Source organism: Burkholderia sp. Ac-20349 (assembly GCF_017104865.1).
Classification (GTDB): Bacteria; Pseudomonadota; Gammaproteobacteria; order Burkholderiales; family Burkholderiaceae; genus Burkholderia; species Burkholderia aenigmatica.
In genome coordinates, this window is the sequence record NZ_JAAGPM010000179.1 from 1 (window position 1) to 13,357 (window position 13,357).

General features: G+C 67.6%; 15 protein-coding genes. 10 read left to right on the top strand and 5 right to left on the bottom strand.

The features are described from left to right. From G3N61_RS34505 to G3N61_RS34535, 7 genes are all read left to right on the top strand, one after another. Positions 1–477, top strand: a 477-nt coding sequence (locus tag G3N61_RS34505) for a GNAT family N-acetyltransferase (protein WP_205824595.1), incomplete at its 5' end; no start/stop codon positions are given. A 32-nt stretch (positions 478–509) separates the two neighbouring features. Then, on the top strand, positions 510–1,886 hold the full coding sequence (locus G3N61_RS34510) for a lysine N(6)-hydroxylase/L-ornithine N(5)-oxygenase family protein (RefSeq protein WP_205824596.1): 1,377 nt from the start codon (positions 510–512) through the stop codon (positions 1,884–1,886). A 22-nt stretch (positions 1,887–1,908) separates the two neighbouring features. Continuing rightward, positions 1,909–4,149 (top strand): TonB-dependent siderophore receptor, encoded by a 2,241-nt coding sequence (locus G3N61_RS34515; RefSeq protein ID WP_205824597.1) that lies wholly within the window; start codon positions 1,909–1,911, stop codon positions 4,147–4,149. An 86-nt stretch (positions 4,150–4,235) separates the two neighbouring features. Then, positions 4,236–5,075, top strand: coding sequence for a formyltransferase family protein (locus G3N61_RS34520; RefSeq protein WP_205824598.1), 840 nt, complete (start codon positions 4,236–4,238; stop codon positions 5,073–5,075). After that, positions 5,075–6,091, top strand: a complete 1,017-nt coding sequence (locus G3N61_RS34525) for a GNAT family N-acetyltransferase (protein ID WP_043182798.1) — start codon at positions 5,075–5,077, stop codon at positions 6,089–6,091. Before G3N61_RS34520 ends, G3N61_RS34525 begins: the two co-directional genes overlap by 1 nt. A 249-nt stretch (positions 6,092–6,340) precedes the next feature. Then, the gene (gene vapB, locus G3N61_RS34530) at positions 6,341–6,604 is read left to right on the top strand and encodes a type II toxin-antitoxin system VapB family antitoxin (RefSeq protein WP_205824599.1); all 264 of its coding nucleotides are present in this window, start codon (positions 6,341–6,343) and stop codon (positions 6,602–6,604) included. Then, the gene (locus tag G3N61_RS34535; protein ID WP_205824600.1) at positions 6,601–7,017 is read left to right on the top strand and encodes a PIN domain-containing protein; all 417 of its coding nucleotides are present in this window, start codon (positions 6,601–6,603) and stop codon (positions 7,015–7,017) included. Before vapB ends, G3N61_RS34535 begins: the two co-directional genes overlap by 4 nt. A 48-nt stretch (positions 7,018–7,065) precedes the next feature. Here G3N61_RS34535 and G3N61_RS34540 read toward each other — a convergent pair whose 3' ends face one another. Further along, the gene (locus G3N61_RS34540; protein WP_205824601.1) at positions 7,066–7,971 is read right to left on the bottom strand and encodes a nucleotidyl transferase AbiEii/AbiGii toxin family protein; all 906 of its coding nucleotides are present in this window, start codon (positions 7,969–7,971) and stop codon (positions 7,066–7,068) included. After that, a complete protein-coding gene (locus G3N61_RS34545; RefSeq protein WP_043182801.1) occupies positions 7,940–9,010 on the bottom strand; it encodes a type IV toxin-antitoxin system AbiEi family antitoxin in 1,071 nt (356 codons plus the stop codon). Before G3N61_RS34545 ends, G3N61_RS34540 begins: the two co-directional genes overlap by 32 nt. Before the next feature lie 342 nt (positions 9,011–9,352). Between G3N61_RS34545 and G3N61_RS34550 the strand changes: the two genes are divergently transcribed. The 3 genes from G3N61_RS34550 to G3N61_RS34560 all read left to right on the top strand — a co-directional run bounded on the left by G3N61_RS34550 (position 9,353) and on the right by G3N61_RS34560 (position 11,167). After that, positions 9,353–10,516, top strand: a complete 1,164-nt coding sequence (locus G3N61_RS34550) for a M20 aminoacylase family protein (RefSeq protein WP_205824602.1) — start codon at positions 9,353–9,355, stop codon at positions 10,514–10,516. A gap of 116 nt (positions 10,517–10,632) precedes the next feature. Beyond that, a complete protein-coding gene (locus tag G3N61_RS34555; RefSeq protein ID WP_069247936.1) occupies positions 10,633–10,878 on the top strand; it encodes a type II toxin-antitoxin system ParD family antitoxin in 246 nt (81 codons plus the stop codon). Then, positions 10,868–11,167: a type II toxin-antitoxin system RelE/ParE family toxin gene (locus G3N61_RS34560; RefSeq protein WP_089450454.1), complete on the top strand. Its 300-nt coding sequence runs from the start codon at positions 10,868–10,870 to the stop codon at positions 11,165–11,167. The genes G3N61_RS34555 and G3N61_RS34560 overlap by 11 nt, the downstream gene beginning before the upstream one ends. Positions 11,168–11,252: 85 nt before the next feature. Here G3N61_RS34560 and G3N61_RS34565 read toward each other — a convergent pair whose 3' ends face one another. The 3 genes from G3N61_RS34565 to G3N61_RS34575 all read right to left on the bottom strand — a co-directional run. Then, positions 11,253–12,566, bottom strand: coding sequence for a cobyrinate a,c-diamide synthase (locus tag G3N61_RS34565; protein ID WP_205824603.1), 1,314 nt, complete (start codon positions 12,564–12,566; stop codon positions 11,253–11,255). Positions 12,567–12,568: 2 nt separating this feature from the next. Then, positions 12,569–13,171, bottom strand: coding sequence for a cob(I)yrinic acid a,c-diamide adenosyltransferase (cobO, locus tag G3N61_RS34570; RefSeq protein ID WP_021160089.1), 603 nt, complete (start codon positions 13,169–13,171; stop codon positions 12,569–12,571). Positions 13,172–13,208: 37 nt separating this feature from the next. Further along, positions 13,209–13,357, bottom strand: a 149-nt coding sequence (locus tag G3N61_RS34575; protein ID WP_205824604.1) for a cobalamin biosynthesis protein, incomplete at its 5' end; no start/stop codon positions are given.

Below are 13,357 nucleotides of genomic sequence, written 5' to 3' on the forward strand. Positions count from 1 at the left end.
TACCCGCGCGTGCGCGATGGCTGGCCGGGCGCGCAACCCATGCAACCCGCGCCATCCGGCACGGACGGCGCGCCAGGCACCGCGCCCGGCACCGATCCGCACGTGATTCCGCTCGTCGGCTGCTTCGACGGCGAACCGTTCGCGTATTTCGAAGCGTACTGGCTGAAGGAAGACGCGCTCGCGCCGCACGTCGCGGCGCGCGACTACGACCGCGGCCTGCGGATGCTGGTCGGCGAATCGCGCTGGCGCGGCCCGCATTGCGTGGCCGGCTGGCTGCCGTCCGTCGTCCATTACCTGTTTCTCGACGACCCGCGTACCGAAGCGGTCGGCTGTGCCGTTCCGGCCGGCCACGCGCGGGTTGCCGACCATCTCGCGCGGCATGGCTTCGCGCGGCAGCGCCGTCTCGCGCTGGCCGACGCGCAGCCGCTGTGGATGCGCGCGCTGCGCGAGACGTTCTTCTCCGGCCGTCACGTCTGACGCGCCGGATTCACCGACAAGGGAGCTGAGACATGCAGAGAGAAACCGTATTCGACCTGATCGGCGTCGGCTTCGGGCCGTCGAATCTGGCGCTGGCCGTGCGCCTCGCGGAGCGCAGCGGCGCGCGGACGTTTGCCCATTGCTTCGTCGAGCGCCAGCCTGAATTCGGCTGGCATCGCGGGATGCTGCTCGACGACTGCCGGATGCAGATCTCGTTTCTGAAGGATCTCGTCACGATGCGCGATCCGAAAAGCCCCTACACGTTCATCAACTACCTGTTCGAACGCGGCCGGCTGAACGAATTCGTCAACCTGAAGAACTTCTATCCGACCCGCGTCGAGTTCCACGACTACCTGAGCTGGGTGGCCGAGGCGTTCGACGATCGCGTCCATTACAGCGAGACCGTCCTCGCGATCGAGCCCGTGCGCGGCGATGGCGCGAAGATCGATGCGCTGCGGGTGCTGTCGCGCGACGCCGCGGGCCACGAGCGCCAGCGCGTCACGCGCGCGCTGTCGGTCGGCGTCGGCGGCACGCCGGCGATTCCGGACGCGTTCGCCGCGCTCGGCCGCGACCGCGTGATCCACTCGTCGTCGTACCTGGCCGACATCGACCGGCTCGTCGCATCGCCGGACGGCGAGCGCCGCCGCGTCGCGGTGATCGGCGCGGGGCAGAGCGCAGCCGAGGTGTTCATCGATCTCGCGCGCCGCTTCCCGCATGTCGACGCCAGCCTCGTGATGCGCGCCGGCGCACTGAAACCCGCGGACGACAGCCCGTTCGTCAACGAGATCTTCAGCCCCGAGTTCACCGATGTCGTCTATGCGCAGCCGCACGACGCGCGCCGCGCGCTGCTCGAACGCTATCGAGACACGAACTACGCGGTGGTCGACCGGCCGCTGATCGAACAGATCTACGAAATGCTGTACCTGCAGCGCATCGACGGGACGCCGCGTCATGCGCTGCTCGCGAACAGCGCGATCGAAGCCGCGGTGCGCGGCGCCGACGGCCGCATCGAGCTGACGCTGCGCGACCGGATGAGCGGCGCGACGCGCGTCGAGCGCTTCGACGCGCTCGTGCTGGCAACCGGCTACCGCCGCGACACGCATTCCGCGCTGCTCGAAGGGCTCGCGCCGCACCTGGGCGATGCGCTGGTGCGCGGCGACGTCACGCGCGACTACCTGCTCGCGACACCCGAGCACTTCGCGCCGCGCATCTACCTGCAAGGCTGCTGCGAAGACAGCCACGGCCTGTCCGACACGCTGCTGTCGGTACTGGCGCGCCGCGCGGACGAAATCTGCGCATCGCTCGAACACGGAACCGCACCCGCCCATGAAGAAGGCGCGGCCCGGGCACCGCATGAAAAACGACAGGACAACGGGGTGAGCGCAAGCCGGATGGCTTTCGCTCTTTGACAAAGGCGCGGTCGGAGACCGCATGAAAAAACTGGAGCAGAGAAAGATGGAGTGGGCAACAGGCACGCGTTTGCGTGCGATCGCAGCCGCGGCGAGCGTGGCGTTCGGGGCGGCGGCAGGGCACGCGTATGCCCAGACGGCGCCGGCCGTGAACGCGGGCGCCGCGGCGTCGGCCAGCAGTGCGCAGAACGGTGGGTCGGCCAGTGCGGCGGCCGGCACGCTGCCGACGATCAACGTCAACGCGGCCTCGGCAGGGGACGGCACGGTCGGGCTCGTCGCGAAGCGCAGCCGGACCGGCACCAAGACCGATACGCCGATCAACGAGATTCCGCAGACGATCAACATCGTCACCGCGCAGCAGATCGAGATGACGGGCGCGACCGACGTGAACGCGGCGCTGCGCTACGTGCCGGGTTTCTCGTCGTACGGCTCGGACAACCGTTCGGACTGGTATGCGGCGCTGCGCGGCTTCACGCCGACCGCGTATGTGAACGGGCTGCAGGTGCCGAACACGCTGAACCTGGCGAGCTGGCGCGTCGATCCGTACATGATCGACAGCATCAGCGTGCTGCGCGGGCCGACCTCGGTGCTGTACGGCGCGGGCGATCCCGGCGCGATCATCGACGTGCAGACCAAGCTCGCCGACGGCGAGCGCGTGCGCGAGGCCGGTGTGCAGATCGGCAACTATGCGCGCAAGCAGTTCATGATCGACGTCGGCGACAAGCTCGACCCGGACGGCAAGTACGCGTATCGGTTCGTCGGCGTCGCGCGCGACGGCAACGCGGTGACCGGCCCGAACAACGACCAGCGCATTGCGCTCGCGCCGTCGTTCCGCTGGCGCCCGAACGCGGATACGTCGCTGACGGTTTCCGCGACCTACCTGCAGGACTGGGGCGACATCTCGTCGAACTTCCTGCCCGCGCAGGGCACGGTGCTGCCGAACCCGAACGGGCAGATCAATAAGGATATCTACGAAGGCGACGGGAACTTCAACTATTACCGCAAGAAGCAGTGGTCGCTCGGCTATCAGTTCGAGCACCATCTGAACTCGATGTGGACGCTGCGCCAGAACGTGCGCTGGATGCACCTGTCGCTCGACAACGCGTCGGTGTTCGGGAACGGCTTCGTCGACGGCAGCACGACCGACGTGTCGCGCTGGGCCGGCCTGTTCCAGATGAACTACAGCCGTTTCGACATCGACAACAACGCGCAGGCGCGCTTCGGCACCGGCCCGCTCGAGCACACGCTGCTGCTCGGTTTCCAGTACAACCGGCAGACGGCGACCGACAGCGAATGGCTGGCCGCGGCGCCGCCGCTGAACCTGTACAACCCGGTCTACCTGCCGGTCACGATGGGCGCGTTCGCGGATCCCGACGCGACGTCCCGTACCAACACGTACACGACGATGAACACGTTCGGCCTGTACGCGCAGGACCAGATCAAGTGGAACCGCTGGACGCTGACGCTTGGCGGCCGCGAGGACTGGGTCAACATGCGGATGGACGACCGCGCCAGCGGCACGCAGTCGAAGGCCGACGTCACGGCGTTCACCGGCCGCGTGGGTCTGACGTATCAGGGCGATTACGGGCTGTCGCCGTACATCAGCTACGCGACATCGTTCAATCCGTTGATCGGCGTGAGCATGCTCGGCGGCGGGCTGTCGCAGCCGACGCGCGGCAAGCAGATCGAGGCCGGCCTGCGCTGGCAGCCGCCCGGCAAGAACCTGATGCTGAACGCGGCGATCTACCAGATCAACCAGACCAACGTGCTCACGCCGGCGCCGACCGATATCACGAAGTCGGTGCAGACCGGAGAAGTGCGTTCGCGCGGGATCGAGCTGAGCGCGACCGGCAAGGTCACGCGCAACCTGTCGGTGATCGCGTCGTACGTGTATCAGGACGTGAAGAACGTGAAGGCCAACGACGTGTCGCTGAACAACTGGCCAGTCGATGTGCCGCGTCCGCGCCAGATCGCGTCGCTGTGGACCGACTGGACGTGGCACACGGGGCCGCTCGAGGGCTTCGGCCTCGGCGGCGGCATTCGCTACCAGAGCGCATCGGCCGGTGCGGCCGACAACTCGCTGACGGTATCGAGCGTCACGCTGTTCGACGCGGGCCTGCACTACGACACGCGTAACTGGCGCTTCGCCGTGAACGGGACGAACCTCTTCAACCGCCATTACATCAGCGGTTGCCAGTCGATGAACGTCTGCATTTTCGGTACCGACCGCACGGTGATCGCGACCGCGAAGTACAACTGGTGACGATGCGCGCCGCGGCCCGCCGGCCGGCCTTCATGGCTGGCGCGGGCCGGCCGCGGCGCCTTCGTCCGCTTTTCCACGACGCATCCATGCCGAAGAAAAATCTCGTCTACATCCAGTCGCTGCGCAACGGCGCGGCCGATCGTGCCGGGCAGCCGGTCGCCTATCAGGGCGGTACGCGCTACATGAAGGCGCCGCTCGAATTTCTCGTCGAACGCCTGAACGACTCGCCGCTCGGCGAGCGCTACACGCTGAAGGGCGTGATCGTCGACGACGACGACGGGTCGCCGGCCGACCGCGCGAAAGTCGCCGACTACGGCTTCGTCCGCACGCCGGGCCGCCCGTGGATCCTGCCGGAAGGGTTGGCGGTGCAGGGCCGGCCGGTCGACGAACTGTTCTGCTCGATTCCGTCGACGCACCGGCGGCTGCCGCGCGACGCGCGCGAGCGCGCTGCGGCCAAGCAGGCGTTCGAGCGCCGCCTGCTCGAACGCCTGCTCGAACTCGAAGCCGACGTCGTCGTGCTCGACGGGCTGCTCGTGATCCTCGACGAACTCGTGCGGCCCGGCGCGCGCTTTCACCGGCGCATCGCCAACATTCATCCGGGCATCACCGCCGACGGTTCGCCGTACCAGCGGCGCGGCGCGTGGGCGACGCTCGACGCGCTGCACGGCGCGCGCGGCGAACGGGTCGACTGGGCGAGCGGCGCGACGTCGACCGTCGAACCCGTGATGATGACGGGCGCGTCGTTCCACTACGTCGACAACGGCATCGATTCCGGCGAGGTGATCTGCGACGTGCTCGACACGTCGATCGCGCCGGACGACACGATTCTCGAACTGCGCTGGAACAACTTCCAGCGCAGCCTGTTTCCGGCGCTCGAGCGGGGGCTGCACGTCCTCGCCGACCGCCACGACGCGGGAGCACTGTGATGGAAGACACGCTGACGAAACCGGCCGGCACGGCTGACGCCGTCGAAGGGGACGTGGCCGCCGCGCTCGACGGCGCCGCACACGGGCCGGCGAGGGCAGTCGCCGAGCACACGCTCGACGCGTGGCGGCCCGACGATGCGCCGGACGGATTGCTCGCGGCGTTCGTCGCGCTGTTCAACACCGACACGCGTTACGACGCGGCGACGGTCACGGTGCCGCTCGGCGGCGCCGATGCGGCGGCCGTTGCGTCGTACGTCGCGCGCGCGGTGCGCGAGGGCGTGATCGACGGCGCGCAGGTTGCCGGCGACACGCTGCGGCTCACCGTGTCGCGCGCGACGTTCTGGCAGAACCCGCGGCCGTGGCTGAAGGCGCCTGCGTCGGGCGGGATGCCGCTGCGTTACACGATCACGAACGGCCACCGGCACCCGGTGCGGCCGCCGTCGCCGGCCGGCGAGATCTATGCGCGCGACATGCCGCAGGTCGGGATGACGTTCAGCCTGCGCACCGTCGACATCGACGAACATGCGCAATTGTTCAGCGACTGGATGAACCTCGATCGCGTCGCGCATTTCTGGGACCAGCGCGGCACGCGCGACGAGCACGCGGCGTATCTCGCGGAGCGGCTCGCCGATCCGCACATGCACCCGATGATCGGCTATTTCGACGACACGCCGTTCGGCTATTTCGAGTTCTACTGGGCGAAGGAGGACCGTCTCGCGCCGTTCTACGAGGCGCACGACTACGACCGCGGGCTGCACCTGCTGATCGGCGACTCGCGCTTCCAGAGCGCCGGCAAGCTGCATGCATGGTGGAGCGGGGTGCTGCACTACATGTTCGTCGACGAACCGCGCACGCAGCGGCTCGTCGGCGAGCCGCGCGTCGATCACGTGCGGCACATCGCGTACATGCACCGGCTCGGGTTCTACACGCTGAAGGAATTCGATTTCCCGCACAAGCGCGCGGCGCTCACCGTGATCGAGCGCGATACATTCTTCGACACTTTCCGGTTGCCGTGACGGCGCGGGTGCGCGGTGCGGCGCGACGTTGCGCGCGGCGCCGTGGCCCGCCGGCATCGGCTGTTCGGGATATGGACCGCGCGGCCTGCGTCGTGAAGAATGGATCGCTCTCCTCATCGACGACAGGTCCGCGACATGGCAAATACATCCGCGACAGCATGGGGCGCGACATCCGGTTTGCGTGCCCTCAAATTGACATATGCCGGCATATGCCTACAGTGGGTGCATCGTACTCCCATGGAGTGGCTCATGCGCACCGTTTCCATTTTCAAGAACGCCCGTAACCAGGCGATCCGCATCCCGAAGGACATGGAGTTCGAGGGGGTGACGGAACTCGAGATCCGTCGCGAGGGCGACACACTGTTGCTGCGGCCGGTGCGGCCCACGTGGCTCTCGTTCGCGAGCGAACCGCTGGCCGACGCCGACTTGCTCGCCGAACGTCCGGCCGTCATCGAGTCCGGCCGCTTCGACCTGTCCGGTGGTGGCGCCGCGCCGACGGAGTCCGGCCAGTGACCACGCGCTACATGCTCGATACGAACCTCTGCTCGTTCATCATGCGCGAGCGGCCTCCCGTGGTGCTGTCGCGGCTGCAATCGTGCGTCAATGCGCAACACCGGATCGTCGTCTCGGCGATTACGTACGCCGAAATGCGGTTCGGCGCGGTTGGCAGGAAGACGTCACCGAAGCATGCGGAACTCGTGACGGCCTTTGTTTCGCGGCTGGATGGCGTGCTGTCGTGGGATACCGCGGCCGTCGATGCAACGGCAGCGATTCGTGCCGATCTTGCCGCGCGCGGCACGCCGATCGGCGCGAACGACGCGTCGATCGCCGGGCATGCGATCGCGGCCGGTGCGGTGCTCGTCACGCACAACAGCCGCGAGTTCGCCCGTGTTGCCGGGTTGGCGCTCGAAGACTGGGCGGCCTGAGCGCAGCTTCGTATCCGTACGCGCACGCTGCTGTTCCGCAGCGACGTGTCACGTGCGTGGCGCGGGTTGATCGACGAGAAAGCCGGTGCGGAACGCATCGAGATACCGGTCGACGTCGTCGCTGAATTCACCGGGCAACAGTGCGAACGCGCGTGCCAGCAGATCCTGACCGAGCGCGGCATAGGTCGCTGCGTCCGACAACAGCGCGCGGATCGCGTCGCGCGTTGGCGGCGAAGCAATTTGCTGCGCGTCGCGCGCGAGCAGCGCGGCCGCGGCGAGCCCCGGCTGGAACGCATGGGTCTCGAGCAGGTCCGGCGCATCATCCCAGATACGTTCGCGATTGCCGGCGTCGTGGAAATTCCGCAGCAGGAACAGCAGGTCGTACGCGTCGCTGTTCTGGCGCGCACGCCGGTCCTTCCACGCGAGCAGCTTCAGCAGCGTCAGCGCCGGCAGGCTGGCCACCGGCACCACGGTATGCGCGTCGATCGACACCGGCTGTGCGGTGTCCACCGCTTCCTGGAAGCCGAGTACGTTCAGCACGAATTCGCCGCCGGGCGGCCACGCAATCTCGCCCGGCGGCGTTTCGAGCGGCCCGAACGGCACGAGGTCCAGCTCCGTGCGAAAACCGTGCGCGCCGCTGTCGAACAGCAGTTTCTGCTGCTGTTTCGATGCGCGCGCGAATTGCCCGGTGGCGACGAGTGCGTCGACGAGTTGCGCGTGAAATGGCCAGCTCACCGCGCACACGGCAACGTCGACGTCGCGCGTTGCACGCACCGGCCGGATGCCGTGCACGTGCCACATCAGGATGTCGCGCGCGGTAGCGCCGGCCACCACGAATGCCGCGTCGAGGCGTGCGCAGGCCGAGCTGACGGCCTGCAGCAGCGCGACCGCCGCAGGCTCCAGCGGCCGGCGTGCGTCGACTTCAAGCGGGCGGGTGGGCAAGGTATCGGTCATGGATGCGATCCGCGATGGCGAGATTGCGGCTGTCGCCGGACGAGACGAGATCCGCGTAGATCAACAGCGGCGGCACGACCGGTCCTTCCTGCTCGCGCCAGTCGAGCGCGGCAGACGGCGGCCAGAACGCTTCGACGAGTTCGACCTCGCCGCGCTCGTCCGGACGCAGGCGGCCCTGGAGCAGCAGCCGGTTCGACGCGGTGCCGTGCGTATAGACGGTGATCGTGGCCGGCTTCAGGTCGTGCGTCAGCAGGTCGGCCGCCGGCTCGCCGCCGAGCCGTGCATCGAATGCCGCGAAATCGAAGCCGCGCCACCAGTCGGGCGCGAGGCTGGCAAACCGGCGGCTCGGCAGCTTCGCGCGCAAGCGGCTCGGGTACAGCGCGACCCATTCCTGCACGAAGCGAGGCCAGTCGGGAAGCAGGCGCTCGCCGTTGCGGCGCTGCCCGACGAGGCCGCGCGCGATCAGATCGTCCATCGCCAGATTGACCGTGCCGAGCGCGACATCCGACGCGGCCGCGATCGCCCGATACGGTTGCGCGACGAGGCCGGGCTGCGTCGCGAGCGCGAACATCACGGCCAGCCCCTTCGGCGTCGTCGCGCGCGACGACTGCCGGCGCGGTGCCCGTGCGGGCTTCGGCCGGCCCGCGATCATCACGGTCGCCTCCGGCTGAATCAGGCATGCGTTGCCGGCGGTATCGAGAAACGGGATGCCCTGGTCGGTCAGGCCGGCGGCCAGTTCGGCCGACAGATGCGGCGCGACCAGCATCAGCGGGCGCTCGCCGGGCACCGCGTTGCCGCCGCCGCGGCGCAATGCCGCGAGCGTGCCCGCCAGCGATTCGACGTGCAGGCGCACCGCGACCGGCATCTCGAAGACCTGCCCCGCAACGTCGAAGCGGATCATGGCGTCGGCGTGCGCCTTGTAGGCGGCCGGCACGCGCACGGGCCGCGCGCGAAAGCGCCGGGTCGCGCGTTCGAACGCGGCGCAGGCTTCGTCGAGCACGTGCTGTTCCGGCAGGGAGAGGGAAGGGTTCGCGGGCATCGAAGGGAATCGCATGTTCACTTTTCTGTCAGCGTACACAAAAAATGTACGACCGTCAAAAAGTGAACAAGAATTTACAAGCCTTTGATGTGTATGGGCTATTTCAGGATGCCTGGCGATAGTCATCGGGCGCTCATGCGCAGGAAATGGGTGGGTGGCGCACAGTTTCGCGCGCTCGGATCCCGTGCGGCAGTCGTCCGGATGGCCGGGCTTGCGCTCGTCGTGCATCGCATTCCCCCATGGCAACCATCGGTTGCTACCACGACGACTCTCGGTCTTCCGGGTTGCCATCTAACTGACTATCCTTGCCTGCATATTCCCCACAGGACAGGAGACGACACCGTGACGCACAGCGTGATTCCCGCAGGCCTCGCCGACGAAATGATCGAGATCCGGCACCGCATCCATGCCCACCCCGAGCTCGGCTTCGAGGAATTCGCGACGAGCGACCTCGTCGCGGCGCAACTGCAGTCGTGGGGCTACACGGTGCATCGCGGGCTCGGCGGGACGGGTGTCGTCGGGCAGTTGAAGGTCGGCAACGGCACGCAGCGCCTCGGCCTGCGCGCCGACATGGACGCGCTGCCGATCCACGAGTCGACGGGCCTGCCGTACGAGAGCAAGATCGCCGGCAAGATGCACGCGTGCGGCCACGACGGCCACACGGCGATGCTGCTCGCGGCCGCGAAGCATCTCGCGCGCGAGCGCTGCTTCTCGGGCACGCTGAACCTGATTTTCCAGCCGGCGGAGGAAGGGCTCGGCGGCGCGAAGAAGATGCTCGACGAAGGGCTGTTCGAGCAGTTCCCGTGCGACGCGATCTTCGCGATGCACAACATGCCCGGCTTCCCGACGGGCAAGTTCGGTTTCCTGCCGGGGCCGTTCATGGCGTCGTCGGATACGGTGATCGTCGACGTGCAGGGCCGTGGCGGCCACGGCGCGGTGCCGCACAAGGCCGTCGACTCGGTGGTCGTCTGCGCGCAGATCGTCATCGCGCTGCAGACGATCGTGTCGCGCAATGTGTCGCCGCTCGACATGGCGATCGTCACGGTCGGCGCGATCCACGCGGGCGAGGCGCCGAACGTGATTCCCGATCGCGCGCAGATGCGCCTGTCGGTGCGCGCGCTGAAGCCGGAAGTGCGCGACCTGCTCGAGACGCGCATCAAGGAAGTCGTGCATGCGCAGGCGGCCGTGTTCGGCGCGACCGCGACGATCGACTACCAGCGCCGCTACCCGGTGCTCGTCAACGATGCGGAAATGACCGCATTCGCGCGCAACGTTGCCCGCGAGTGGGCGGGCGACGCGAACCTGATCGACGGGATGGTGCCGCTCACCGGCAGCGAGGATTTCGCGTTCCTGCTCGAGAAGCGGCCGGGCTGCTACCTGATCATCGGCAACGGCGACGGGGAGGGCGGCTGCATGGTGCACAACCCCGGCTACGACTTCAACGATGCGGCGTTGCCCACCGGCGCGTCGTACTGGGTGAAGCTCGCGGAGACGTTCCTGGTGTGATCGGGGAAACGACACATACGGCGCGAGGCTGGACATCGGCAAGGTCGCCGCAGCGGCTGAGTGCCTGGAGTACCAAACTTTGGTATATGATGGCCGCATTGAAAAGGAGGTGACTCATGTCGCGAAACACATCCGTTTCCCTGGGCGACCACTTTGCCGAATTCGTCGACGCTCAAGTTCAGTCGGGACGATACGGTTCCGCGAGCGACGTCGTCCGAGCCGGTTTGCGGCTTCTCGAGTCACACGAAACGCAGGTACGTGCGTTGCAGGAAGCGCTGAAGGCCGGTGAGGCATCGGGAGCGCCCAAGCCATTCGACAGCGAAGCCTTCCTGGCCCGCATGCGGGCGACGCATGGCGGTTAAAGGCAGGCAGCTTCAGCTTGCACCGCTGGCTGAACTCGATCTCGAAGAAATTTGGCGCTATACCGCCGTGCATTGGTCGCTCAAGCAAGCTGACCTTTACCACCGCGATCTGATCGGAACAATGGAAGCACTGGCGCGTGGTGAGAAGGCCGGTCGGACTTGCATGGTTCGCGATGGATATTTCCGGTACGCAGTGGGCTCCCACGTCGTGTTCTATCGCGAAACGGAATACACGATCGATGTGATTCGGGTCCTGCACCAACGAATGGACATCGAACAACATCTGTAGTCGCACAAAGCGGGCACGTGATCATTGTGATGGGGCGAGCAATTCCTGTATGTCTTGTGCGATCCCGATCCGAGCACCGCATCGGTCAGCCTAGAACGCTTCCTTCCCCGCTGAACAACGCCACGACCGCATCCGGATTCGACGGCCAGTACATGTGCATGTAGGTCGCGACGATCGCGTCGTGGCAATAGACGGCTTCGCCGCTGCCAGATGCGCCATCGGGACGCGCGGCGCTCGCGACCGGTTCGAGCGGCGTCGCGAGCCGCGAATAATGGAACGTATGGCCGCGCATCATCCCGCTGCGCGTTTCGAGCTGCTGCATCCCGAGCGCCACGAACCGGCGCTGCATCGTCGCATGGCCTGGCAGCACGCCCAGCATCGGCGTCGTCAAGCCGTCGGCGTCGGTCAGCGATTCGCACAGATACACCATCCCCCCGCATTCCGCGACGATCGGCCGGCCGGCCGCCGCGTGCGCGCGAATCGACCGCGCGGTAGTGGAATTGGCCGCGAGCGTCGTTGCATGCAACTCCGGATAACCGCCCGGCAGGAACAGCGCGTCACAATCGCCCGGCACGGATTCGTCGGCGAGTGGCGAGAAAAACCGCAACTGCGCCCCGAGCCCCTCAAGCAGCGCAAGATTCGCCGGATAGATGAACGAAAAAGCCACATCGCGCGCCACCGCGATCCGTTTGCCGGCGAGTCCACGCGGCAGCGGTGCCGTGGCATCCGGTTCCGCGAACGCAACAGCCGGCGGCAACTCGGCAAGTGCCGTTTGCGCAAGCGCATCGGCCGCGCGATCAAGCCGCGCATCGAGATCGTCGATGTCGTTCGGCTGGTGCAGGCCGAGATGCCGCTCCGGCAGCGCGATGCCCGCATCGGCCGTCACGTGCCCGAGCCAGCGCAGGTCGTCGGGCAGCGCCTGTTGCAGCAGTTCCGCGTGCCGGGCCGAGCCGACGCGATTCGCCAGTACACCGTGAAACGGCAGCCCCGGCCGGAACCGCGCGAGTCCGAACGCGATCGCCGCGAACGTCTGCGCCATCGATTTCGCGGAAATCACCGCGACGACCGGCACGCCGAACGCGGCCGCGAGGTCGGCGCTGCTCGGCGTACCGTCGAACAGCCCCATCACGCCCTCGATCAGGATCAGGTCGGCCTCGCGCGCGGCGTCGGCCAGCAGCGCGCGGCAGCCGGCCTCGCCGACCATCCCGAGGTCGAGCGCATGCACGGGCGCGCCGCTCGCACGTTCGAGCAGCATCGGATCGAGAAAGTCGGGCCCGGTCTTGAACACGCGCACGCGCCGGCCGAGCCGGCGGTGCAGCCGCGCGAGACCGGCCGTCACCGACGTCTTGCCCTGACCCGACGCGGGCGCGCTGACGAACAGCGCGGGGCAGGCCGGCACGCTCAGAACTCCACGCCGCGCTGCGCCTTCACGCCTTGTTCCTTGTACGGATGCTTGACGAGCCGCATTTCGGTGACGAGGTCGGCCGCGTCGATCAGCGCATCGGGCGCGTGTCGCCCGGTCACGACGACGTGTACCGAATCAGGGCGCGCGGCCAGCGTCGCGAGCACTTCGTCGAGCGGCAGGTATTCGTACTTCAGCACCGTGTTCAGTTCGTCGAGGATCACCATCCGGTAGTCGCCGCTCTCGATCATCCGGCGCGCCTCGTCCCAGCCCTTGCGCGCGGTCGCGATGTCGGCGTCGCGGTTCTGCGTGTTCCACGTATAGCCGTCGCCCATCGTCACGAAATCGCATTCGGCCACCGCGCCGAGGAAGTCGCGCTCGGACGTGTGCAGCGCGCCCTTGATGAACTGCACGACGCCGAGCCGCATGCCGTGGCCGAGCACGCGCACGGCCATGCCGAACGCGGCCGTGCTCTTGCCCTTGCCATTGCCGGTATTGACGATCAGCAGGCCCTTTTCGTTGACGGCGGCGGCCTGCTTCTTCTCATGGCCGGCACGGCGGCGTTCGGTCATCCGTTGATGGGATTCGGCGTCGGTTTTCATCGGATTGGTCCTGTCGAAAGAAAGCGAAACAAAGGGTTCAGAGCGGGCCGGCGAGCGCGACCGTCACGCCGTCCCGGATCGATTTGGGGCCCAGCAGCCGGCCGTGCGGCGCCGCCAGTTGCGCGCACGGCTCGGCCACACCCGCGACACCGAAGCGGGCGAGCGCGGCATCCGACGGGCCGCTTG

Bases quoted from the DNA above. Each gene is read 5' to 3' on its own strand.
- G3N61_RS34510 (WP_205824596.1), top strand. From the start codon at position 510: ATGCAGAGAGAAACCGTATTCGACCTGATCGGCGTCGGCTTCGGGCCG.
- G3N61_RS34515 (WP_205824597.1), top strand. From the start codon at position 1,909: ATGAAAAAACTGGAGCAGAGAAAGATGGAGTGGGCAACAGGCACGCGT.
- G3N61_RS34520 (WP_205824598.1), top strand. From the start codon at position 4,236: ATGCCGAAGAAAAATCTCGTCTACATCCAGTCGCTGCGCAACGGCGCG.
- G3N61_RS34525 (WP_043182798.1), top strand. From the start codon at position 5,075: ATGGAAGACACGCTGACGAAACCGGCCGGCACGGCTGACGCCGTCGAA.
- vapB (WP_205824599.1), top strand. From the start codon at position 6,341: ATGCGCACCGTTTCCATTTTCAAGAACGCCCGTAACCAGGCGATCCGC.
- G3N61_RS34540 (WP_205824601.1), bottom strand. From the start codon at position 7,971: ATGACCGATACCTTGCCCACCCGCCCGCTTGAAGTCGACGCACGCCGG.
- G3N61_RS34545 (WP_043182801.1), bottom strand. From the start codon at position 9,010: ATGCCCGCGAACCCTTCCCTCTCCCTGCCGGAACAGCACGTGCTCGAC.
- G3N61_RS34555 (WP_069247936.1), top strand. From the start codon at position 10,633: ATGTCGCGAAACACATCCGTTTCCCTGGGCGACCACTTTGCCGAATTC.
- G3N61_RS34560 (WP_089450454.1), top strand. From the start codon at position 10,868: ATGGCGGTTAAAGGCAGGCAGCTTCAGCTTGCACCGCTGGCTGAACTC.
- cobO (WP_021160089.1), bottom strand. From the start codon at position 13,171: ATGAAAACCGACGCCGAATCCCATCAACGGATGACCGAACGCCGCCGT.